Genomic DNA, 22,390 nt, shown 5'->3' on the forward strand with positions numbered 1-22,390 from the left:
GGATTCGCCCCGCCTCCCCTTCCCGTCCCGTACCGGGGCCGGCCCCGTACCCCCGGCTCCTCGAACGCCGGAGGGGCCGGCTGTCTCCCTGCCGGGGCGGAGACCTGCCCTCTCGCCCCCGTACCCTTGGTGCGTGACCAGCCCCACCTCCGACGCCCTCCTGGGCCCCGCCGACATCCGCGAACTCGCGGGTGCCCTCGGCGTACGGCCCACCAAGCAGCGCGGCCAGAACTTCGTGATCGACGCGAACACCGTCCGGCGCATCGTGCGGACCGCCGGCGTGCGGCCCGACGACGTGGTCGTCGAGGTGGGGCCGGGGCTCGGCTCGCTGACCCTGGGCCTGCTGGAGGCGGCCGACCGGGTGGTCGCCGTGGAGATCGACGACGTGCTCGCCGGGGCGCTCCCCGCGACCATCACCGCGCGCATGCCGGAGCGGGCGGAGCGGTTCACGCTGGTGCACTCCGACGCGATGCAGGTGGCCGAACTGCCGGGCCCCGCGCCCACCGCACTGGTCGCCAACCTCCCGTACAACGTCGCCGTGCCCGTGCTGCTGCACATGCTGGAGACCTTCCCGTCCATCGAACGGACGCTCGTGATGGTGCAGGCCGAGGTCGCCGACCGGCTCGCCGCCCCGCCCGGCTCGAAGGTGTACGGCGTGCCGTCCGTGAAGGCCAACTGGTACGCCGAGGTGAAGCGCGCCGGATCCATCGGGCGGAACGTCTTCTGGCCCGCGCCCAACGTCGACAGCGGGCTCGTCTCGCTGGTGCGGCGCGCGGAGCCCCTGAAGACCACGGCGACCCGGCGTGAGGTCTTCGCCGCCGTCGACGCCGCGTTCGCCCAGCGCAGGAAGACGCTGCGGGCGGCCCTCGCGGGCTGGGCCGGGTCGGCCGCGGCCGCCGAGGCCGCGCTCGTCGCCGCCGGCGTCTCGCCGCAGGCCCGCGGGGAGTCCCTGACGGTCGAGGAGTTCACCCGGATCGCCGAGAACCGCGTCACCGCGAGCCCCGCGCGCACCGAGAATCCCCAGGATTCCGAGAGTTCCGAGCACAACGAGAGTTCCGAGCACAAGGAGAGCGGTCAGTCGTGACGGCGACGGTGACGGTACGCGTCCCGGCCAAGGTCAACGTCCAGCTCGCGGTGGGCGCCGCCCGCCCCGACGGCTTCCATGACTTGGCCAATGTCTTTCTCGCCGTCGGTCTCTACGACGAGGTGACCGCGACGCCGGCGGACGAGCTGCGGATCACCTGCGCCGGACCGGACGCCGCACAGGTGCCCCTGGACCGGACGAACCTGGCGGCCCGCGCGGCACTCGCGCTCGCCGAGCGGTACGGCCTCGCACCCGACGTCCATCTCCACATCGCCAAGGACATTCCCGTCGCGGGCGGCATGGCGGGAGGCAGCGCGGACGCGGCCGGCGCGCTGGTCGCCTGCGACGCGCTGTGGGGCACGAACGCCCCGCGCGACGAACTCCTCGCCATCTGCGCCGAGTTGGGCAGCGATGTGCCGTTCAGCCTGGTGGGCGGGGCGGCGCTGGGGACCGGCCGGGGCGAGCGGCTGCGGCCCCTGGAGGTCGGCGGCAGCTTCCACTGGGTCTTCGCGGTCGCCGACGGCGGACTGTCGACCCCGGCCGTGTACGGGGAGTTCGACCGCCTCACCGCGGGCCTCGCCGTCCCCGAGCCGGTCGCCTCGCAGGAGCTGCTCGACGCACTGGCGAAGGGGGACGCGACGGCTCTCGCGGCCGCCGTCTCCAACGACCTCCAGCCCGCGGCGCTGTCCCTGTTCCCCGCGCTGTCCGACACCCTCGCCGCCGGACGCTCCGCGGGCGCCCTCGCCGCACTGGTCTCCGGCTCGGGCCCGACCACGGCCTTCCTCGCGCGCGACGCGGAGTCCGCCGGGGCGGTCGCCGAAGCCCTGCGCACCTCCGGGACCTGCCGCGCGGTACGGATCACCGAGGGCCCCGCCCCCGGCGCGACCCTGCGCTGAGACCGCGGCGGGCGCGACGGCGGGCGCGGACTACCCTGGAGGGTCGATCGTCCCCCTCGTTCAGGAGAGAAATGGCCGTCAACCTGGTCAATGCCGAGTCCGTCAGCAAGGTGTACGGCACTCGTGCCCTGCTTGACGGGGTCTCCCTCGGCGTGTCCGAAGGGGACAGGATCGGTGTGGTCGGCCGCAACGGCGACGGGAAGACCACCCTCATCCGGATGCTCGCCAAGCTGGAGGAGGCCGACACCGGACGGGTCACGCACTCCGGCGGCCTGCACCTCGGGGTGCTGACCCAGTACGACTCGCTCGACCCCGAGGCCACCGTCCGGCACGAGGTCATCCGGGACCTGGCCGACCACGAGTGGGCCGGCAACGCGAAGATCAGGGACGTACTCACCGGCCTGTTCGGCGGTCTCGACCTGCCCGGGTTCCCGCAGGGCCTGGACACGGTGATCGGGCCGCTCTCCGGCGGCGAGCGGCGGCGCATCGCGCTGGCCAAGCTGCTCATCGAGGAGCAGGACCTGATCATCCTGGACGAGCCCACCAACCATCTGGACGTGGAGGGCATCGCCTGGCTCGCCCAGCACCTGCGCGAGCGGCGGTCCGCACTGGTCTGCGTCACCCACGACCGGTGGTTCCTCGACCAGGTCTGCACCCGCATGTGGGACGTGCAGAAGGGCGACGTGTACGAGTACGAGGGCGGCTACTCCGACTACGTCTTCGCGCGGGCGGAGCGGGAGCGGATCGCCGCCACCGAGGAGGTCAAGCGGCAGAACCTGGTCCGCAAGGAGCTGGCCTGGCTGCGCCGCGGCGCTCCCGCCCGTACGTCCAAGCCGCGCTTCCGGGTGGAGGCCGCCAACGAGCTGATCGCGGACGTGCCGCCGCCGCGGGACACCAGCGAGCTGATGAAGTTCGCCTCGTCCCGCCTCGGCAAGACCGTGTTCGATCTCAAGGACGTGACCGTCCAGGCCGGACCCAAGGTGCTGCTCAAGCATCTGACCTGGCAGCTCGGCCCGGGCGACCGGGTCGGCCTGGTCGGGGTGAACGGCGCCGGCAAGACCTCGCTCCTGCGCGCCATGACCGAGGCCGCGCGCAGCGACGGGGACACCCAGCCCGCGGCCGGCCGGATCGTGACGGGCAAGACCGTCAAGCTCGCCTATCTGTCCCAGGAGGTCGCCGAACTCGACCCGACCTGGCGGGTGTTGCAGGCCGTCCAGGCCGTGCGCGACCGGGTCGACCTCGGCACGGGTCGCGAGCTGACCGCCGGCCAGCTCTGCGAGACGTTCGGCTTCAACAAGGAGAAGCAGTGGACGCCGGTCGGGGACCTGAGCGGTGGTGAGCGGCGGCGGCTGCAGCTGCTGCGGCTGCTGATGGACGAGCCGAACGTGCTCTTCCTCGACGAGCCCACGAACGACCTCGACATCGAGACGCTGACGCAGCTGGAGGACGTGCTCGACGGGTGGCCCGGGTCGATGGTGGTGATCTCCCACGACCGGTTCTTCATCGAGCGGACCACCGACAAGGTGTTCGCGCTGCTCGGCGACGCCACGCTGCGGATGCTGCCGCGCGGCATCGACGAGTACCTGGAGCGCCGGCACCGTATGGAGGAGGCCGCCGCGGCCGCCGTCCTCGCCGCCGCACCGGCCCCCGCGAAGTCCGGTTCGGCCGCCGACGCCCGCGTCGCCAAGAAGGAGCTGCAGAAGATCGAGCGGCAGCTGGACAAGGTCTCCGAGAAGGAGGCCAGGCTGCACTCCCAAATCGCCGACAACGCAACGGACTTCGGGAAGGTGGCCAAACTGGATGCCGAGCTGCGGCAGTTGACCGGGGAGCGCGAGGAGCTGGAACTGCGCTGGCTGGAGCTCGCCGAAGACGCGTGACGGAGTGAAGGACGCGTGAAGGCGCGTAACGGCGGCATCACGGGCCGGTTCTCCCTTGGGAACAGGGGAAGGACCGGCCCTCTGTTCGAGGCCGGCTCAGTGATAGAAAGAGCCGTCTGAGAACAGTCTGAGAACCACTCCAGCGTGACCGTGGGTGGCTAAAAATCAGTGACAGAGGGGGAGCGCTGATGACTCAGCCGCCCAACCAGCCGCCTCAGGGCGGCTTCGGAGCACCGCACGACCAGCCGACGCAGTCCTTCGGGGGGCCGCAGGACCCGGGCCAGAACCCGCCGCAGGATCCGCGGCAGGGAGCGACGCCTCCGCCGCCCGCGCAGCCGCCTCAGGCGCCGCCGCCCCCGCAGGGGCCGCCCGCCGGCGCTCCGGGGACCCCGCCGGCCGGACCTCCGCAGCCCGGTTACGGATACCCGCAGCAGCCCGGCCCGTACGCCCAGCCGGGTCCGTACTCCCCGCCGGGCCAGTACGCCCAGCAGCCCGGCCCCTACGGCCAGCCCCAGCAGCCGGGCCCGTACGGCCAGCCCGGTCCCTACGGGCAGCCTCCGCAGGCCGGTTACGGCTATCCGCAGGCCCAGTACCCCGGTGGTCCGGGCACCCCGCCGCCCGGCGGCGGGTCCAGGAACCCCTTCAAGGGCAGGCCCGCGGTGATCATCGGTGCCGCGGTCGCCGCGCTGCTCGTCATCGGCGGCACGGTGTTCGCCGTCACGAGCGGTGGCGACGACGACAAGAAGCCGACCGCCGACAAGAGCCAGGACGCCAAGCCGTCCGCGTCCACCCCGGTCAACGAGGGTGACGGCAGCGGCGACGGAGGTGCGGACCCGGACAACCTCAACGAGGGCCGCAAGCCCGGCGAGGCGAAGGTCCTCTGGTACAAGGAGGCGCCCGACGCGCCCGGTTCCGGCGCCGACGCGGCCGGCATGTGGATCACCGACAAGACCGCGGTGAAGGCGGCGTACAAGCAGCTCTTCGCCTACAACGTCGGTGACGGCAAGCCCACGTGGAACCCGGTCTCGTTCGCGCAGAAGATCTGTGCGGCCACCCCGCAGAAGACGTCCGACGACAAGATCGTCGTCGCGTACAAGAGCGGCAGCAGCGACAGCGCCAAGTGCAACCAGCTCCAGCAGATCGACCTCGCCACCGGCAAGAAGGGCTGGACCGCGAAGGTCGCCGACGGCGGCCTGTTCGACAGCGCCCTCTCGATCGAGCTGACCCTCACCGGCGACACCCTGATGGTGGGCCGTTCGCAGTCCGGCACCGCGTACGACGCCGGCACCGGCAAGAAGCTGTGGGACAAGGAGAAGTACGGCTCGGCCTGCTTCCCCACCGCGTTCGCCGGCGGCAGCAAGCTGGTCTCCGTCGCGTCCTGCGGCGCCAGCACCTCGAACGAGCACGACGAGGTGCAGGAGCTCGACCCGAAGACGGGCAAGGTCAGGTGGACCCAGAAGGTCGCCAAGGGCTGGCAGGTCGCCCGTACGTACTCCGTCGACCCCGTCGTCCTCTACCTCACCAACGAGGACAAGAAGCAGTGGAACATCTCCACGCTGAAGAGCAACGGGACGATCCGCTCGCAGGTCGACATCGACGAGTCGTTCGCGCCGGAGTGCGGCTGGGCGATCCTGGCCCGTGACCTCCAGGGCTGCACCGGTGTCGCGGCCGACGCCAACACCCTCTATCTGCCGACCGAGGCGAAGAGCGGTCCCAACGAGATCGTCGCGATCAACCTGGAGACCGGCAAGGAGAAGTGGCGCACCAAGTCGCCGACGGACCAGACGATGCTGCCGCTGAAGCTGGACGGCGGCAACCTCGTCGCGTACGTCGAGCCGTCGTACGACGCGGGTGGCGAGATCGTCTCCATCCCGACCGGCGGCAGCGGCCACAAGGCGACGAAGCTGCTGCAGAACCCGCAGGGGGCCGCCGACATCGAGAACAGTTTCTTCTCGAGGGCGATCGACTACGTGGACGGGCGTTTCTACATCTCCACGACCCGGCTGACGGGCAATGACGAATCGAAGGAGAAGTTGATGCTGGCCTACGGCAAGTGACCGCCGGCCAACGGCAATCGATCCTCCCGACCGTCCCTTCGCGCCCCGCGCACTCCGAGCATTCCGAGGTAGACACGTCATGAGCCAGCCGCCGCCCCCGCCGCCCAACCAGCCCCCGCCGGGCGGTTTCGGCGCCCCCCAGCCCCCGCCCCCGGGCGGTTTCGGCGCCCCCCAGCCCCCGCAGGGCCCCGGTTACGGCTATCCGCAGGCGCCGCAGCCTCCGCAGGCGCCCCCGCCGGCCCCGCCGCAGGGCCCGCCCCCGCAGCCGCCGCAGGGCCCGGGTTACGGCTATCCGCAGGCACCCCCGCCCCCGCAGCCGGCGCAGGGCCCGGGTTACGGCTATCCGCAGGCGCCTCAGCCCCCGCAGCCGGCGCCGCCCGGTCAGCCCGGCTACGGCTACCCGGGCCAGCAGCCCCAGCAGCCCTACGGCTACCCGCAGCCACAGACCTACCCGATGCAGCCGCAGGTGCCCCAGGGCGGCGGCCGTAAGGTCAGTCCGCAGCTGCTCATCATCGTCGCGTCCGTGGTGGCCATCGCCCTCATCGTCGGCGGCGGGATCTGGTACGCGTCCTCCTCCGGCAAGGACGACAACAGCAAGGACACCTCCGCGGGTCCGGGCAACCCCAGCGGCGGCTCCGACGGCGACGAGGACAAGGGCGGCGACACCGGCACCTCCGGCGGCGCCAAGGAGAAGGCGCCGGGCGACCCGAGCGCCGAGGTCCTCTTCCAGGTGCCGGCGCCCGAGGTCAAGGACAAGAACCAGATCGACAGCGTCGTGGGCTCCTGGCTCACCGACTCGGTCTACGCCAAGGCCGGCGTCAACAAGATCGTGGGCTACGACCCCGACAGCGGCTCCGCGAAGTGGACGCTCCCGCTGGCCGGCCAGACCTGCGCGGGCTCGCCCGAGATCACCGAGGACGGTGTCGCCGCGGTCGTCACGGAGGCGGCCAAGCGCAACAGCAAGGGCGACCACCAGTCCTGCACCCAGGTGACCGCCTTCGAGGCGAGCACCGGCAAGAAGCTGTGGACGAAGAGCGTCGACATCAGCGGCTCGAAGGTCGCGTTCGGCGAGATCACCATCAGCGGCAGCACCGTCGCGGTCGGCGGCGGCTACTCCGGCGGCGCCGCCTTCGACGCCAGGAGCGGCAAGGTGCTGTGGCAGCCGAAGGTCGGCTCCTGCGAGGACGTCGGCTACGCGGGCGGCGACCAGCTCGTCGCGGTCCGCAAGTGCGGCGACTACGGCGACGAGAAGTACCAGGTGCAGCTGCTCGACCCGAAGACCGGCAGCGTCAAGTGGACGTACAAGGTCCCCGCCGGCATCGACAACGCCAAGGTGATCTCCACCAAGCCGGTGGTCTTCGGTGTGGACGCCGGCGAGATCACCGCGTCCGGTGTCACGGACGTCTTCTCGCTCGACGGCAGCGGCAAGCTGCGCACCAAGATCACGCTGGCGGACGGCAAGTACGAGCACGACTGCGGCGTCGGCAAGGTCCACGACTGCAAGGGGATCACGGTCGGCAACGACAAGCTCTACGTCCCGACCAAGGAGCACGACGGCACGGCCCAGTACAGCCAGACCAACGAGATCATCTCCTTCTCGCTGGCCACCGGGAAGACCACCGGGGACAAGATCGACGCGGGTGACGGCTACACGATCTTCCCGATGCGCATGGACGGCGGCAACGTCATCGCGTACAAGGACGGCCCGTACGACAAGGGGGCCCAGGTCGTCTCCGTCAACGGCGCGTCGCTGAAGGCGAGCGAGCTCCTGGAGACCCCCTCGTCCGAGACGGTCCTGAAGGCGATCAGCGGTATGGTCCCGGAGTCCGCCGAGCTGCTCTACACGGACGGCCGGCTCTTCATGGGCAAGGAACTCGTCAGCAAGCCGTACTCCGCGGACGAGAAGGAATACACGGCGCTTGGTTTCGGCGCCAAGTAACCGGCGCCCGCACCTCGGCCGACGGCCCCGCCCCTGCTCAGGGGCGGGGCCGTGCGCGTACCCCCCATCATTCGCGAATGGTAGGGATTTCGATATTCCGGGCACTTCTCTCCGGTAGGGGAAGCGCAACGTCGAACAAGCGTGTAGCTTCCGGGGGATGGAGAGCCGGGGGGCTCCTACCACGGGGAACCAGTGGGGATGCTCAGGGGGACTGGGGGGTTGCTCGATGGGGGTTCGGCTCATGGTGGTCGACGACCACCGACTGCTCGCCGAGGCACTCGCCTCGGCGTTGAAGCTGCGCGGGCACCGGGTGCTCGCGGCGGCCGCGCCCGCGGCGGGGGCGGCGGAGCTGGTGATCACACGGGCACCCGAGGTGTGCCTGATCGGCACGGCCACGCCGGACGAGCCGGGAATCTTCGACCCGGTGGTGAAGATCAAGAAGGAGCGGCCGCAGGTGGCGGTCCTGGTCCTGGGCCCGGTGCCCAATCCGCGGGGAATCGCCGCCGCCTTCGCCGCCGGTGCCTCCGGTTACGTACGGCACGACGAGCGCATCGAGGGCGTGGAGCGCGCGATCATGAAGGCCAGGGCCGGGGAGGCCGCCGTGGCACCGCAGTTGCTGCAGGGCGCCTTCAGCGAACTGCTCAACCCGGCCGCCCAGCCCGACGACGAGGGCCAGCGGCTGCTCCAGATGCTCACGCCCCGCGAGGTGGAGGTGCTGGTGAGAGTGGCCGACGGTGAGGACACCCGGCTCATCGCGGCGGGCATGGGCATCGCGCCCAGCACCGCGCGCACCCATGTCCAGCGGGTCCTGATGAAGCTCGGGGTGGGGTCCCGCCTGGAGGCGGCGGCGCTCGCCGCGCGTACGGGTCTGCTCGACCGGGCCGGGCCCGTGCCGACCTCGCTCAACAGCACGGAGGAGCCGGGCCTGCGCTGAGGGGGCTGTTGGTGCCACGCGTGCGGGGCCGGAGTTCCGAGGTGGAACTCCGGCCCCGTGCACGGGTGTTACTTCGAGGGCTCCTCGTCGGGCGAGGAGGGCTCCTCGTCGGGCGTGACGGGCGGCGTCACCACGGGGCGCAGCTTCAGCCAGACCAGGAAGAACAGCCCCAGGGCGAGCATGGCGAGGCCCGTCCAGAGGTTGATGTTGACGTCCTGCGCCTTCTTCAGGTCGGCGTCGGACGGGTTGATCCCGGCGATCGTGACGATGATGCCGTAGACGACGAACAGGCCGCCGATGATCCGCCGGATGTCGAAGAGACGGGCGGCGGTGGTGGACTTGCTCTCCAGTTCGGAGACTTCGCGTTGCAGTTCGGACATGGGGTGTCTGCCTCCGATCGGTCAGAAGGAATACGGGATGTAGCAGAGGGCCGCCAGGACGACCGCGCCCCAGCCGAGCAGCGACGGCCTGCGGTACCAGGCGTCGTCGCCGGTGGCGGGCGGCTCCGCCATGCCCGGGGACGTCGTTCCGTAGACCAGACCGGCCAGTTCGGCCTCCGGCTTCGGGGCCGTGAACAGGGTGACGGCGACCATCACGACCGCGCCGGCGACGAACCCGACGATCGCCGAGACGAAGTTGGCGCCCTGGTCGCTGGGGATGCTGATGACGCCCTGCTTGTAGATCCAGAAGTAGTTGACCATCGCGGCCGTGGTGCCCGCGAACAGGCCCCAGACACCGGACTTCATCGAAGCGCGCTTCCAGAACATGCCGATGATGAAGACCACGAACATCGGCACGTTGAAGAAGGAGAAGAGCGTCTGGAGGTAGCTCATGATGTTCGAGAAGCTGGACGCGATGAAGGCCGTGCCGATCGACGCCAGCACACCGACCGCGGTGATCATCCGGCCGAACTTCACGTAGTAGCCGTCCTCGCGGTCCTTGACCACGTACCGCTGCCAGATGTCCGTGGTGAACACGGTGTTGAAGGACGACACGTTGGCGGCCATGCCCGCCATGAAGGCCGCGAGCAGACCCGTCACCGCGATGCCCAGCACACCGTTGGGCAGCAACTCCTGCATCAGGTACGGGATCGCCTCGTTGTACTGGAGGCTCGATCCGCTGGTGCCGATCTTGGGGACCAGCACCGCGGCCACCAGGCCCGGGATCATCACCAGGAAGACGATGAAGATCTTCGGGAAGGCGGCGATCAGCGGGGTGCGCTGGGCGGCCGAGAGGTTCTTCGCGGACAGCGCGCGCTGCACCTCGGCGAAGTTGGTCGTCCAGTAGCCGAAGGAGAGCACGAAGCCGAGGCCGAGGATGATCGTCAGCCAGTTCGCGCCGAGCGGGTTCGCGTGACCGATGCCCGTTCCGGCCCACGCCGACAGGAAGTTGTCGCCGTGACTCTTGGTCAGCGAGTCGCTCAGACCGTCCCAGCCGCCGACCTTCTTCAGGCCGAGGATGGTGATCGGGATGAGCGCGGCGAGGATGACGAAGAACTGGAGTACTTCGTTGTAGATCGCCGAGGACAGACCGCCGACCGTGATGTACGCGAGCACCAGGAAGCCGGCGACCACGATGGCAACCCACTGCGGCCAGCCGAGCAGCGCCTCCACGACGATCGCCAGGGCGTACAGGTTGACGCCGGCGATGAGCACCGCGGCGAAGGCGAACAGGACCGAGCTCAGCAGATGCGCGGACTTGTCGAAGCGCTGCAGCAGGAACTCCGGCACCGAACGGACCTTGGAGCCGTAGTAGAACGGCATCATCACCAGGCCGAGGAAGACCATGGCCGGGATGGCGCCGATCCAGTACCAGTGGACGACCGCGACGCCGTACTGCGCGCCGGTCGCCGCCATGCCCAGGATCTCGGTGGCGCCCAGGTTGGCCGCGATGAACGCGAGGCCGGTGACCCAGGCGGGCAGGGAGCGCCCGGAGAGGAAGAAGTCGAGGCTGGTCTTCACCGAGCGGCGGGCCGCGAAACCGATGCCCAGGACGACGACGAAGTAGATCGCCAGGATCGTGTAGTCGAGTCCGTTCGTCGGGAGACGGAGCCCTTCGGCCAGATAAGTGGGGGACTGCATAGGAGCTCGCTTCGTTGCGTGAACGTATCCGACCGGAACCTACGCCTCCATCTTTAGAAAATGAACACTTAGGGTGATGTTCTTTGTTTGATTGTGATGTTGACGTCCGTGGTGTCTTGTGGTTTGTTGTGTTCGGTTCTGTTTGATGGGTGCCGATGGGGAGTCCCACAGTGAAGAAGACCTCGACCCGGCTGGCCGACGGTCGTGAGCTCATCTACTACGACTCACGGGACGACACCGTCCGCGACGCGGCCGACCGGCGTCCGCTCGACCCGACCGTCACCACCTCGGAGATCCGGCGCGATCCGCTGCTCGGCGACTCGGTCGCGATCGCCTCGCACCGCCAGGGCCGCACGTACCATCCGCCGGCCGACGAATGCCCCCTGTGCCCGTCCCAGGGCGAGAGGCTCAGCGAGATCCCCGACTCCTCGTACGACGTCGTGGTCTTCGAGAACCGCTTCCCCTCGCTGGCCGGCGACTCCGGCCGCTGCGAGGTCGTCTGCTTCACCTCCGACCACGACGCGGCCTTCGCCGACCTCACCGAGGAGCAGGCGGGCCTGGTCCTGGACGCGTGGACGGACCGCACCGCCGAGCTGTCCCATCTGCCCTCCGTCGAGCAGGTCTTCTGCTTCGAGAACCGCGGCGCCGAGATCGGGGTGACCCTCGGTCATCCGCACGGTCAGATCTACGCCTACCCGTTCACCACTCCGCGTACGGCGCTGATGCTGCGTTCACTGGCAACTCATAAGGAGGCGACCGGCGGAGAGAACCTCTTCGACGAGGTCGTCGCGCGGGAACTCGCGGACGGCTCCCGGCTCGTCCTGACGAGTGAGCACTGGGTGGCCTTCGTGCCGTACGCGGCGCACTGGCCCTACGAGGTGCACCTCTACCCGCGCCGCCGGGTGCCGGACCTGCTGGGCCTCGACGAGGGCGCACGCACAGAGTTTCCCCAGGTCTATCTGGAACTCTTGAGGCGCTTCGACCGGATCTTCGGCGAGGGTGAACCGGCGACGCCGTACATCGCCGCCTGGCATCAGGCGCCGTTCGGTGCGCTGGAGGGGTTCGACGGCATCAGCCGGGACGACTTCGCGCTCCACCTCGAGCTTTTCACCATTCGCCGCACTTCCGGCAAGCTGAAGTTTCTCGCGGGTTCCGAGTCCGGCATGAGCGTGTTCATCAACGACGTGCCGCCGGAGACCGCGGCCCAGCGACTGCGAGAGGTAGCGAGTTCATGAGTGGGAAGTACCTGGTCACCGGCGGCGCGGGCTATGTGGGCAGCGTGGTCGCGCGGCACCTGGTGGAGGCGGGCCACGATGTCACCGTCCTCGACAACCTCTCCACCGGCTTCCGCGAGGGCGTCCCGGCGGGGGCCTCGTTCATCGAGGGCGACATCCGCGATGCCGCCAAGTGGCTGGACTCCTCGTACGACGCCGTCCTGCACTTCGCCGCGTTCTCGCAGGTCGGCGAGTCCGTCGTGAAGCCCGAGAAGTACTGGGCCAACAACGTCGGCGGCACGATGGCGCTGCTCGCGGCGATGCGCGAGTCCGGCGTACGCAGGCTGGTCTTCTCCTCCACGGCCGCCACCTACGGCGAGCCGGTGAACACGCCGATCACCGAGACCGACCCGACCGCCCCGACCTCGCCGTACGGCGCCTCCAAGCTGGCCGTCGACCACATGATCAGCGGTGAGGCGGCCGCGCACGGGCTCGGCGCGGTGTCCCTGCGCTACTTCAACGTGGCGGGCGCGTACGGCAGCAGCGGCGAGCGGCACGACCCCGAGTCGCACCTCATCCCGCTGGTCCTCCAGGTCGCCCAGGGCCGCCGCGAGGCGATCTCCGTCTTCGGCGACGACTACCCGACGCCGGACGGCACCTGCATCCGCGACTACATCCACGTCGCCGACCTCGCCGAGGCGCACCTGCTGGCGCTGGACGCGGCCACCTCGGGCGAGCACCTGATCTGCAACCTCGGCAACGGCAACGGCTTCTCGGTCCGCGAGGTCATCGAGACCGTCCGCCAGGTCACCGGGCACCCGATCCCCGAAGTCGTGGCCCCGCGCCGCGGCGGCGACCCGGCCGTCCTGGTCGCCTCGGCCGCCACCGCGCGCGAGCGACTCGGCTGGAACCCGTCCCGCGCGGACCTCGCGGGGATCGTCGCGGACGCGTGGGCGTTCGCGCAGAACATCTCGGAGGAGTAGCCGGTGGGGGTTCGCGAAGGGTTCGAGGAGCTGTACGGGAGCGTGCCGGAAGGTGTCTGGGCCGCTCCCGGCCGGGTCAATCTGATCGGCGAGTACACGGACTTCAACGAGGGGTTCGTGATGCCGCTCGCGCTGCCGCACACCGCGGTGGCGGCGGTGTCCCGGCGCGACGACGGCGTCCTGCGGCTGCACTCGGCCGACATCGAGGGGCCGGTCGTCGAGCTGCATGTGGACGCGCTGGAGCCGCTGACCAACACGAGCTGGGCCGCGTACCCGGCCGGTGTGGTGTGGGCGCTGCGCGAGGCCGGGCACCTGACGGTCACCGGCGCGGACGTGCATCTGGCCTCCACCGTGCCGACGGGCGCCGGCCTGTCCTCCTCGGCGGCCCTCGAAGTGGTCACGGCCCTCGCCCTGAACGACCTCTACGAACTGGGCCTCACCCGGCCCCGGTTGGCCCGGCTGGCCCAGCGCGCGGAGAACGACTTCGTCGGTGTGCCCTGCGGGATCATGGACCAGACCGCGTCGGCGTGCTGCACCGAGGGGCACGCCCTGCACCTCGACTGCCGTGACCTGTCGATCCGACAGGTGCCCTTCGACCTGGCCGCCCAGGGCCTCGCCCTCCTGGTCGTCGACACCCGCGTGAAGCACGCCCTCGGCGACGGGGCGTACGCGGAGCGGCGCGCGGGGTGCGAGGAGGGCGCGCGGCAGCTGGGCGTCTCCCATCTGCGCGACGTGGCGTACGAGGGGTTGTCCGACGCGCTCGACCGGCTCACGGACGAGCGCGTGCGCCGCTATGTGCGCCATGTCGTCTCCGACGACCACCGGGTCGAGCAGGTCATCGGCCTGCTCGACGCGGGTGACGTCCGGGGCATCGGGCCCGTCCTGACCGCCGGGCACGCCTCGCTCCGCGACGATCTGCGGATCTCCTGCCCGGAGTTGGACCTCGTGGTGGCCGCCGCGAACTCCGCGGGTGCCGTCGGGGCCCGGATGACGGGCGGCGGCTTCGGCGGCTCGGCCGTCGTCCTCGTGGAGTCCGCCGACGTCGACACCGTCACGAAGGCGGTCACCGAGGCGTTCGCCGCCGCGGGCTTCACCGCGCCCCGGGTGTTCCCGGGGGTCCCTTCGGGCGGGGCCCGACGCCTGTCCTGAGCCCTGGGTTGTTTCGCCCCCGCCGGCCCTACCCGTCCCGTACCCGGGGGCTCCGCCCTCAGACCCCCGTATCGCGCTCCGCGCTCGTCCTCGAACGCCGGACGGGCTGGATCCAGCCCCTCCGGCGTTCGAGGAGCCTGCTCAGACCAGCCGCTTCGTCAGCGTGTACTCCGTGATCCCCGGCGGATAGTCGGGGATCACGCACACCACCTCGTAGCCCTGCTTCTTGTAGAAGTCGGGGGCCTGGAAGTCCCACGTCTCCAGGCGGGAGTCGACGCAGCCACGCTCCTCGCGGGAGAGGCGCTCCGCCAGGGACAGCAACTGCGACCCGAGACCGGCCCCCCGGTGCCGGTCGTCCACCCAGAGGTACGTCACATGGAGCCACCCGGCCCAGGTGTACCCGACCAGCCCCCCGGCAAGGGCATCGGCGTCGTCCAACGCCCAGACATGGAGCGGAACTTCACGCTCCGCCGGAGTTCCCCGCAGCGAACGCAGGATCGGCGACGCCTGGACGTTGGCGTCCCGCAGTCGCAGGTGCAGCAGATTCCGCCGCTCCTTGTCGACTCCTGTCTCCATACGAAACATACGGCTCACCATAAACGGGCCGGCCCATCAGTTCTGCCATTTGCCTTCCGCTCCCCGCTCCCGGCCCTACCCTGATGAACAGCGCCGGTGGGGGCCGGTGCTGATCAGGGGGCGAGACAGTCGGGTACGACGCCCGGTGTGGGGGTAGCAGTTCCAGCACGGCGGCGGCCGTGCGGCTGCGCCGGCCCACCCCGGGCCCTAGGGGCTTGGGGACGCTCCGGGCGCCGTACCTGCCTCGGTCGTCCTCCGACAGTGGGGGTTTCAGTGGTTCGCATTCGAGTCCTGGTCGTCGACGACCATCGCATCTTCGCAGAGTCGCTCGCCGCAGCCCTGGCCGCCGAGCCCGACGTGGACGTGTCCGCCGCGGGCAGCGGCCCCGCCGCGCTGCGCTGCCTGGAGCGGGCGTCCGCGGAAGGCCGCAGATTCGATGTGATGCTCGTCGACGCCGACCTCGGCGGCAATGTGCCCGGGATGCGCTCGGCCGTACCCGTCCAGGCGAGCAACGAGGACGGCCTCGTCGACGGGATCTCGCTCGTCGCGGGGGTCCGCTCCGGTCAGCCCGGTGTGCGCACGGTGGTGCTCGCCGAGAAGGACGATTCGCGCCGGGCCGCGCTCGCCCTGCAGGCCGGTGCCTCGGGGTGGGTCGCCAAGGACTGTTCGCTGTCCCGGCTGCTGACCGTCATACGGGGTGTCCTGCGCGACGAGACGCATCTGCCGCCGGCCCTGCTCACCGGGGTGCTGCGGGAGCTGACCGCCGCGCGCAAGCACCGGACCGAGAGCGAGCGGCTGGTGGAGTCCCTCACGCCGAGGGAGCGGGAAGTGCTGCGGTGCATGGTGGCGGGGCTGGGGCGCAAGGCCGTCGCCGAGCGCCTGTTCCTCTCCCCGCACACCGTCCGTACGCACATGCAGAACGTCCTCGGCAAGCTCGGGGTGCACTCCACCCTGGCCGCCGTCGCCCTCGCGCGCCGCGCGGGCGTCGGGCCGGTCGACCTAACCGGGGATGTTGTCGAACGGGGCGGTCAACTGGCGTAGCAGTCCGGCCAGTTCACCCCGCTGGGCGCGGCTCAGTTCCGCCAGGATCGCGCGCTCCTGGTCCAGCAGGCCGGCCAGCGCCTGGTCGGCGCGGTCGCGGCCCTCGTCGGTGAGCCGGACGAGCACGCCACGGCGGTCACTGGGATCGGGCAGCCGCTCGACCAGGCCCTTCTTCGCCAGCCGGTCGATGCGGTTCGTCATCGTGCCGGACGTCACCAGGGTCTGGGTGAGCAGCTGTCCGGGTGAGAGCTGGTACGGGGCGCCCGCGCGCCGCAGCGAGGTCAGGACGTCGAACTCCCAGGGCTCCAGGGAGTGCTCGGAGAACGCCAGCCGGCGGGCGCGGTCCAGATGCCGGGCCAGTCTGCTCACCCGGCTGAGCACTTCGAGTGGTTCCACGTCGAGGTCAGGGCGCTCCCGGCGCCATGCTGCGACCAGCCGATCGACCTCGTCCTCCATGACGATCAGTGTAGTGGTTGTGTCGACATGAAGTCTCTTGACGTCAAGATACTTTGGATGTGAGGGTGGAGACGTACCTCAGCCAGTGATGTCGAGGAGGCCCCGCCATGCCCGCTTCCACCGCCCCCACCTGGGATCCCGGTCAGTACCTGCGCCACGCGGACCACCGCGCCCGCCCCTTCGCCGACCTCCTCGCCCGCGTTCCCGCGCTCCCCGGGGAACCGGCCCGCATCGCCGACCTGGGCTGCGGTCCCGGGAACGTCACGGCCCTGCTCGCCGAACGCTGGCCCACCGCGCACATCACCGGCTACGACAACTCGCCCGAGATGCTCACCACGGCACGCGCCGGCCACGAGGGGCCCACCGCCGGCGGCGGACGCCTCGACTTCGCCGCCGCCGACGCCCGGACCTGGGTGCCCTCGGAGCCGTACGACCTGATCATCAGCAACGCCACCCTGCAGTGGGTGCCCGGGCACACCGACTCCTTCGCCGCCTGGGTGGAGCGCCTCGCCCCCGGCGGCACCTTCGCCTTCCAGGTCCCCGGCAACTTCGACTCGCCCAGTCACCGGCTCATGCGCGAACTCGCCCACTCCGCCCGCTGGAAGGACCGACTCGGCGAGACCCTGCGCCACGACGACGCCGTCCGCACCCCCGCCGTCTACCTGGACCAGCTGACCGCCCTCGGCTGCGCGGCCGACGTGTGGGAGACGACGTATCTCCATCTCCTGCCGGGCGAGGACCCGGTGCTGGACTGGGTGAAAGGGACGGGCCTGCGGCCGATCCTCACCGAACTGGGCACGGAGTCGGAGGCCTTCGTCGCCGACTACCGCGCCGCGCTCCGCGAGGCCTACCCGGCCACCGGACACGGCACGGTGTTCCCCTTCCGCCGCATCTTCGCCGTGGCGCGCAAGCCGGCGCGATGATCATCGCCGTCGACCATGTGCAACTGGCCGCGCCCCCGGGCTCGGAGGACGAGCTGCGCGCCTACTACGTGGACGTCCTCGGCATGACCGAGATCCCCAAGCCGCCCGTGCTCGCCGCCCGCGGCGGCTGCTGGTTCCGGGCCGGCGCCGTACACCTGCACCTGGGCATCGAGCCGGCCCCCGCCGAAGGCGGAACGGGTCGTTTCCGGGCGGCGAAGAAGGCGCACCCAGGGCTGCGGGTGCGCGACATCGAGGCGTACGCCGCCCGGCTCACCGCGCGGCACGCGCCCGCCATCTGGGACGACGGCCTCCCCGGCCACCGCCGCTTCTACTCCGAGGACCCGGTCGGCAACCGGCTGGAATTCCTGGAGCCGCTCCAGGAACCGGCGCCCCAGGCCAGCGGCTAGGCCTTGCGGTGGCCTATCAGGCGCGGTTTCGCCTCCAGGCCGTCCAGGCCGTGCCAGGCCAGATTGACGAGATGGGCGGCCACCTCGGCCTTCTTCGGGCGGCGCACGTCCAGCCACCACTGGCCGGTGAGCGCCACCATGCCCACCAGGGCCTGCGCGTACAGGGGCGCCAGCTTCGAGTCGAAACCGCGGTTCTTGAACTCGCGGCCCAGGATGTCCTCCACCTGCGTCGCGATGTCCGAGATCAGCGAGGCGAAGGAACCCGTCGACTGCGGGATGGGGGAGTCCCGGACCAGGATCCGGAAGCCGTCCGTGTACTCCTCGATGTAGTCGAGGAGCGCGAACGCGGCCTGCTCGCACAGTTCCCGGGGGTGGCCGGCGGTCAGAGAGCTGGTCACCATGTCCAGCAGCCGCCGCATCTCGCGGTCCACCACCACCGCGTACAGGCCCTCCTTGCCGCCGAAGTGCTCGTACACCACCGGCTTGGAGACCCCGGCCTTCGCCGCGATCTCCTCCACCGACGTGCCCTCGAAGCCCTTCGCGGCGAACAGGGTGCGACCGATCTCAAGGAGCTGTTGCCGTCTCTCGGCCCCGGTCATACGGGTGCGGCGGGTGCGCCGCGGTTTCTCGTTGCCCGGGGTGTTGCTGGAGTCGGTCGCCACGGCGTCAATCATGCCGCGTCGGCGGATTCCGGCTCACGTCGGGCGCCGGTCCCGTCCTGGTCGCGGCGGGAATCGATACGCGAGCGTGACGGCCAGCGCACGTCATAGGCCCAGCCGAGCTGCTCGCACCAGCGGATGATCCGCGCCGAGGAGTCCACCTGACCGCGGTCCACACCGTGCCGCGCCGACGTCGGGTCGGCGTGGTGCAGGTTGTGCCAGGACTCACCGCACGACAGCACTGCCAGCCACCACACGTTGCCCGAACGGTCACGCGACTTGAAGGGCCGCTTGCCCACCGCGTGGCAGATCGAGTTGATCGACCACGTGACGTGGTGCAGCAACGCCACGCGAACGAGTGAGCCCCAGAAGAAGCCGGTGAACGCGCCCCACCACGACATCGTGGCCAGACCACCGATCAGCGGCGGCAGAGCGAGCGAGAGCATCGTCCAGAGGATGAACTGACGGGAGATCGCGCGCAGCACCGGGTCCTTGACCAGATCGGGCGCGTACTTGTCCTGCGGCGTCCGTTCCTCGTCGAACATCCAGGCGATGTGTGCCCACCACAGCCCCTTCAGCAGGGCGGGAAGCGTCTCACCGAAGCGCCACGGCGAGTGGGGGTCGCCCTCCGCGTCCGAGAACTTGTGGTGCTTGCGGTGGTCGGCGACCCAGCGGACCAGCGGCCCCTCGACCGCCATCGAGCCGGCGATCGCGAGCGCGATCCGCAGCGGTCGTTTCGCCTTGAAGGCGCCGTGGGTGAAGTAGCGGTGGTAGCCGATCGTGACGCCGTGGCAACCCAGGTAGTAGAAGAAGACCAGCAGGCCGAGGTCGAGCCAGCTCACTCCCCCCCAGCTCCAGGCGAGCGGCACCGCGGCCACAAGCGCGAGGAACGGAACGGTGATGAAGAGGAGAAGCGCGATCTGCTCGAGCGACCCCTTCTTCTCGCCGCCCAGCGTGGCAGGGGGGAGTGAGTTGTCGTCGTTCGCCTGCGGGGCGTCGTCGATCACATCGGAACTCGTGGTCATGGGCGTCCCCTGTGGGGTTCGAGGGTGGAGACAGATGTCCGGGGTACGGAACCAGGGCGGCCTCGCCTGCTGACGGGATTCCCTACGGTTCCGTAACCTACGGCGTCGTAAGTATGGCAGCGCGCAGGCCGGCGGCAAGAGCCCGAGAGACTGCGCGTCCGCATGGACACCTATCCTTGGAGTCGGTCGGACAGCGCGGTCCGCTCTGATTTCTTCCCGGATGCCACGGTCCCTATGCGGCACCCGCCGCGCGGTCGCCACCCGGGTTCCCTCCCAGACGAGCTTCAGACGAGCTTCAACACTGCAAGGAGCCGCACCTGTGAGCAGTGCCGACGATCAGACCACGACGACCAGCAGCGAGCTGCGCGCCGACATCCGGCGTTTGGGCGACCTGCTGGGCGAGACCCTCGTCCGGCAGGAGGGCCCCGAGCTCCTGGAACTGGTCGAGAAGGTCCGCAGCCTGACCCGCGAGGACGGCGAGGCCGCCGCCGAGCTGCTGCGCGGCACGGAGCTGGAGACCGCCGCCAAGCTGGTCCGCGCCTTCTCCACCTACTTCCACCTGGCGAACGTCACCGAGCAGGTGCACCGCGGCCGTGAGCTGCGCGCCAAGCGGGCGGCCGAAGGCGGACTGCTCGCCCGGACGGCGGACCGGCTCAAGGACGCCGACCCCGACCACCTGCGCGAGACGGTCAAGCACCTGAACGTCCGGCCGGTCTTCACCGCCCACCCGACGGAGGCCGCCCGCCGCTCGGTCCTCAACAAGCTGCGGCGCATCGCCGCGCTCCTGGAGACCCCGGTCATCGAGGCCGACCGCCGCCGCTACGACACCCGGCTGGCCGAGAACATCGACCTCGTCTGGCAGACCGACGAACTGCGCGTGGTCCGCCCCGAGCCCGCCGACGAGGCCCGCAACGCGATCTACTACCTCGACGAGCTGCACGCCGGCGCGGTCGGCGACGTACTGGAGGACCTCACCGCCGAGCTGGAGCGCGTCGGCGTGACGCTGCCCGAGGCGAGCCGCCCGCTCACCTTCGGCACCTGGATCGGCGGCGACCGCGACGGCAACCCGAACGTCACCCCGGCCGTCACCTGGGACGTCCTGATCCTCCAGCACGAGCACGGCATCAACGACGCCCTGGAGCTGATCGACGAGCTGCGTGGCTTCCTCTCCAACTCGATCAGGTACACCGGAGCCACCGAAGAGCTCCTCACCTCCCTCCAGACCGACCTGGAGCGGCTCCCCGAGATCAGCCCCCGCTACAAGCGGCTGAACGCCGAGGAGCCCTACCGGCTCAAGGCCACCTGCATCCGCCAGAAGCTGGAGAACACCAAGAAGCGGCTGGCCACCGGGACCCCCCACGTGGACGGACGCGACTACCTCGGCACCGCCGAACTCCTCCACGACCTGGCCCAGATCCAGAGCTCACTGCGCGAGCACCGCGGCGCGCTGTTCGCCGACGGCCGCATGAACCGTACGATCCGCACGCTCGCCGCCTTCGGCCTCCAGCTCGCCACCATGGACGTACGCGAACACGCGGACGCCCACCACCACGCCCTCGGCCAGCTCTTCGACCGGCTCGGCGAGGAGTCCTGGCGCTACGCCGACATGCCCCGCGACTACCGCACCAAGCTGCTCGCCAAGGAACTGCGGTCCCGGCGTCCGCTCGCCCCGAGCCCGGCACCGGTGGACGCGGCGGGGGAGAAGACCCTCGGCGTCTTCCAGACCGTCAAGCGGGCCCTGGAGATCTTCGGACCCGAGGTCATCGAGTCGTACATCATCTCCATGTGCCAGGGCGCGGACGACGTCTTCGCCGCGGCCGTCCTCGCCCGCGAGGCCGGACTCCTCGACCTGCACGCCGGCTGGGCGAAGATCGGCATCGTGCCGCTGCTGGAGACCACCGACGAGCTGCGCGCCGCGGACGTCATCCTCGACGACATGCTCGCGGACCCCTCGTACCGCCGCCTGGTCGCGCTGCGGGGCGACGTCCAGGAAGTCATGCTCGGCTACTCGGACTCCTCCAAGTTCGGCGGCATCACCACCTCGCAGTGGGAGATCCACCGCGCCCAACGCCGGCTGCGCGACGTGGCCCACCGCTACGGCGTACGCCTCCGGCTCTTCCACGGCCGCGGCGGCACCGTCGGCCGCGGTGGCGGCCCCTCGCACGACGCGATCCTCGCGCAGCCCTGGGGCACCCTGGAGGGCGAGATCAAGGTGACCGAGCAGGGCGAGGTCATCTCCGACAAGTACCTGGTGCCCTCGCTCGCCCGGGAGAACCTGGAGCTGACGGTCGCCGCCACCCTCCAGGCCTCCGCGCTGCACACCGCCCCGCGCCAGTCCGACGAGGCCCTCGCCCGCTGGGACGCCGCCATGGACGTCGTCTCCGACGCGGCGCACACCAGGTACCGCAAGCTCGTCGAGGACCCCGACCTGCCGACGTACTTCCTCGCCTCCACGCCGGTCGACCAGCTCGCCGATCTGCACCTGGGCTCGCGGCCCTCCCGCCGCCCCGGCTCGGGCGTCTCGCTCGACGGCCTGCGCGCCATCCCGTGGGTCTTCGGCTGGACCCAGTCACGGCAGATCGTGCCGGGCTGGTTCGGAGTCGGCTCGGGCCTGAAGGCACTGCGCGAGGCGGGCCTGGACACCGTGCTCGACGAGATGCACGAGCAGTGGCACTTCTTCCGCAACTTCCTCTCCAACGTGGAGATGACCCTCGCGAAGACCGACCTGCGGATCGCCTCGCACTACGTCGACACCCTGGTGCCCGACGAAATCAAGCACGTCTTCGACACCATCCGCGCCGAGCACGAGCTCACCGTCCGCGAGGTGCTGCGGGTCACGGGCGGCGAGAAGCTACTGGACACCAACCCGGTGCTCCAGCAGACCTTCTCCATCCGCGACGCCTACCTGGACCCGATCTCCTACCTCCAGGTCGCCCTGCTCAAGCGCCAGCGCGACGAGGCCGCCGCGGGCTCCGCCCCGGACCCGCTGCTGTCGCGGGCACTCCTGCTCACCGTCAACGGTGTGGCAGCGGGGCTGCGCAACACGGGCTGAGGCCCACGGAGCCTTTGACGGTGCCCCCTGCCCGGTC

General features: G+C 70.5%; 19 protein-coding genes. 13 read left to right on the top strand and 6 right to left on the bottom strand.

Annotated elements, in window-relative coordinates:
* Positions 1 to 133 precede the first annotated feature (133 nt).
* From rsmA to ACFWM2_RS14005, 6 genes are all read left to right on the top strand, one after another.
* Complete coding sequence (gene rsmA / locus ACFWM2_RS13980; RefSeq protein WP_383277885.1) at positions 134 to 1,084, top strand: 16S rRNA (adenine(1518)-N(6)/adenine(1519)-N(6))-dimethyltransferase RsmA; 951 nt, start codon at positions 134 to 136, stop codon at positions 1,082 to 1,084.
* Positions 1,081 to 1,980 (top strand): 4-(cytidine 5'-diphospho)-2-C-methyl-D-erythritol kinase, encoded by a 900-nt coding sequence (locus tag ACFWM2_RS13985; RefSeq protein ID WP_383277888.1) that lies wholly within the window; start codon positions 1,081 to 1,083, stop codon positions 1,978 to 1,980. Before rsmA ends, ACFWM2_RS13985 begins: the two co-directional genes overlap by 4 nt.
* A gap of 71 nt (positions 1,981 to 2,051) precedes the next feature.
* Positions 2,052 to 3,857: an ABC-F family ATP-binding cassette domain-containing protein gene (locus ACFWM2_RS13990; RefSeq protein ID WP_383277891.1), complete on the top strand. Its 1,806-nt coding sequence runs from the start codon at positions 2,052 to 2,054 to the stop codon at positions 3,855 to 3,857.
* 188 nt (positions 3,858 to 4,045) lie between these two features.
* The gene (locus ACFWM2_RS13995) at positions 4,046 to 5,914 is read left to right on the top strand and encodes a PQQ-binding-like beta-propeller repeat protein (protein ID WP_383277894.1); all 1,869 of its coding nucleotides are present in this window, start codon (positions 4,046 to 4,048) and stop codon (positions 5,912 to 5,914) included.
* A 79-nt stretch (positions 5,915 to 5,993) separates the two neighbouring features.
* Positions 5,994 to 7,853 carry a PQQ-binding-like beta-propeller repeat protein gene (locus ACFWM2_RS14000; protein ID WP_383277897.1) on the top strand — a complete coding sequence of 620 codons (1,860 nt, stop codon included), beginning with the start codon at positions 5,994 to 5,996 and terminating at the stop codon, positions 7,851 to 7,853.
* Positions 7,854 to 8,079: 226 nt separating this feature from the next.
* Entirely contained in the window at positions 8,080 to 8,787 is a 708-nt protein-coding gene (locus ACFWM2_RS14005; protein WP_383277900.1) for a LuxR C-terminal-related transcriptional regulator, read from the top strand.
* 68 nt (positions 8,788 to 8,855) lie between these two features.
* On the opposite strand, the gene ACFWM2_RS14010 is transcribed toward ACFWM2_RS14005, so the two are convergent.
* A complete protein-coding gene (locus ACFWM2_RS14010; RefSeq protein ID WP_383277903.1) occupies positions 8,856 to 9,167 on the bottom strand; it encodes a hypothetical protein in 312 nt (103 codons plus the stop codon).
* A gap of 21 nt (positions 9,168 to 9,188) precedes the next feature.
* Complete coding sequence (locus ACFWM2_RS14015; RefSeq protein WP_383277906.1) at positions 9,189 to 10,868, bottom strand: sodium:solute symporter family protein; 1,680 nt, start codon at positions 10,866 to 10,868, stop codon at positions 9,189 to 9,191.
* Between the two features lie 170 nt (positions 10,869 to 11,038).
* On the opposite strand from ACFWM2_RS14015, the gene galT reads away from it, so the two are divergent.
* The 3 genes from galT to galK are packed head-to-tail and all read left to right on the top strand — an operon-like array spanning position 11,039 to position 14,214.
* A complete protein-coding gene (gene galT / locus ACFWM2_RS14020) occupies positions 11,039 to 12,103 on the top strand; it encodes a galactose-1-phosphate uridylyltransferase (RefSeq protein WP_383277909.1) in 1,065 nt (354 codons plus the stop codon).
* The gene (gene galE / locus ACFWM2_RS14025) at positions 12,100 to 13,065 is read left to right on the top strand and encodes a UDP-glucose 4-epimerase GalE (protein WP_383277912.1); all 966 of its coding nucleotides are present in this window, start codon (positions 12,100 to 12,102) and stop codon (positions 13,063 to 13,065) included. Before galT ends, galE begins: the two co-directional genes overlap by 4 nt.
* Positions 13,066 to 13,068: 3 nt before the next feature.
* Entirely contained in the window at positions 13,069 to 14,214 is a 1,146-nt protein-coding gene (gene galK, locus ACFWM2_RS14030) for a galactokinase (RefSeq protein WP_383277915.1), read from the top strand.
* Positions 14,215 to 14,355: 141 nt separating this feature from the next.
* Here galK and ACFWM2_RS14035 read toward each other — a convergent pair whose 3' ends face one another.
* Positions 14,356 to 14,811, bottom strand: a complete 456-nt coding sequence (locus tag ACFWM2_RS14035) for a GNAT family N-acetyltransferase (protein ID WP_383277918.1) — start codon at positions 14,809 to 14,811, stop codon at positions 14,356 to 14,358.
* Between the two features lie 252 nt (positions 14,812 to 15,063).
* On the opposite strand from ACFWM2_RS14035, the gene ACFWM2_RS14040 reads away from it, so the two are divergent.
* Entirely contained in the window at positions 15,064 to 15,831 is a 768-nt protein-coding gene (locus ACFWM2_RS14040) for a LuxR C-terminal-related transcriptional regulator (protein ID WP_383277921.1), read from the top strand.
* On the opposite strand, the gene tamR is transcribed toward ACFWM2_RS14040, so the two are convergent.
* Positions 15,790 to 16,287 carry a MarR family transcriptional regulator TamR gene (gene tamR, locus ACFWM2_RS14045; protein WP_383277924.1) on the bottom strand — a complete coding sequence of 166 codons (498 nt, stop codon included), beginning with the start codon at positions 16,285 to 16,287 and terminating at the stop codon, positions 15,790 to 15,792. The genes ACFWM2_RS14040 and tamR overlap by 42 nt on opposite strands.
* Positions 16,288 to 16,394: 107 nt before the next feature.
* Here tamR and ACFWM2_RS14050 point away from each other — a divergent pair, with 107 nt between their 5' ends.
* Both ACFWM2_RS14050 and ACFWM2_RS14055 read left to right on the top strand, forming a co-directional pair.
* Positions 16,395 to 17,210 (top strand): trans-aconitate 2-methyltransferase, encoded by an 816-nt coding sequence (locus tag ACFWM2_RS14050; RefSeq protein WP_383277927.1) that lies wholly within the window; start codon positions 16,395 to 16,397, stop codon positions 17,208 to 17,210.
* Positions 17,207 to 17,617, top strand: a complete 411-nt coding sequence (locus ACFWM2_RS14055; protein ID WP_383277930.1) for a VOC family protein — start codon at positions 17,207 to 17,209, stop codon at positions 17,615 to 17,617. The genes ACFWM2_RS14050 and ACFWM2_RS14055 overlap by 4 nt, the downstream gene beginning before the upstream one ends.
* Here the strand turns inward: ACFWM2_RS14055 and ACFWM2_RS14060 are convergent.
* Both ACFWM2_RS14060 and ACFWM2_RS14065 read right to left on the bottom strand, forming a co-directional pair.
* The gene (locus ACFWM2_RS14060; RefSeq protein WP_383277933.1) at positions 17,614 to 18,291 is read right to left on the bottom strand and encodes a TetR family transcriptional regulator; all 678 of its coding nucleotides are present in this window, start codon (positions 18,289 to 18,291) and stop codon (positions 17,614 to 17,616) included. The genes ACFWM2_RS14055 and ACFWM2_RS14060 overlap by 4 nt on opposite strands.
* Entirely contained in the window at positions 18,288 to 19,301 is a 1,014-nt protein-coding gene (locus ACFWM2_RS14065) for an acyl-CoA desaturase (RefSeq protein WP_383277936.1), read from the bottom strand. Before ACFWM2_RS14065 ends, ACFWM2_RS14060 begins: the two co-directional genes overlap by 4 nt.
* A 319-nt stretch (positions 19,302 to 19,620) precedes the next feature.
* Here ACFWM2_RS14065 and ppc point away from each other — a divergent pair, with 319 nt between their 5' ends.
* Positions 19,621 to 22,353, top strand: coding sequence for a phosphoenolpyruvate carboxylase (gene ppc, locus ACFWM2_RS14070; RefSeq protein WP_383277938.1), 2,733 nt, complete (start codon positions 19,621 to 19,623; stop codon positions 22,351 to 22,353).
* The last annotated feature ends 37 nt before the right edge of the window (positions 22,354 to 22,390 follow it).

This window comes from Streptomyces sp. NPDC058371 (genome assembly GCF_042723265.1).
Classification (GTDB): Bacteria; Actinomycetota; Actinomycetes; order Streptomycetales; family Streptomycetaceae; genus Streptomyces.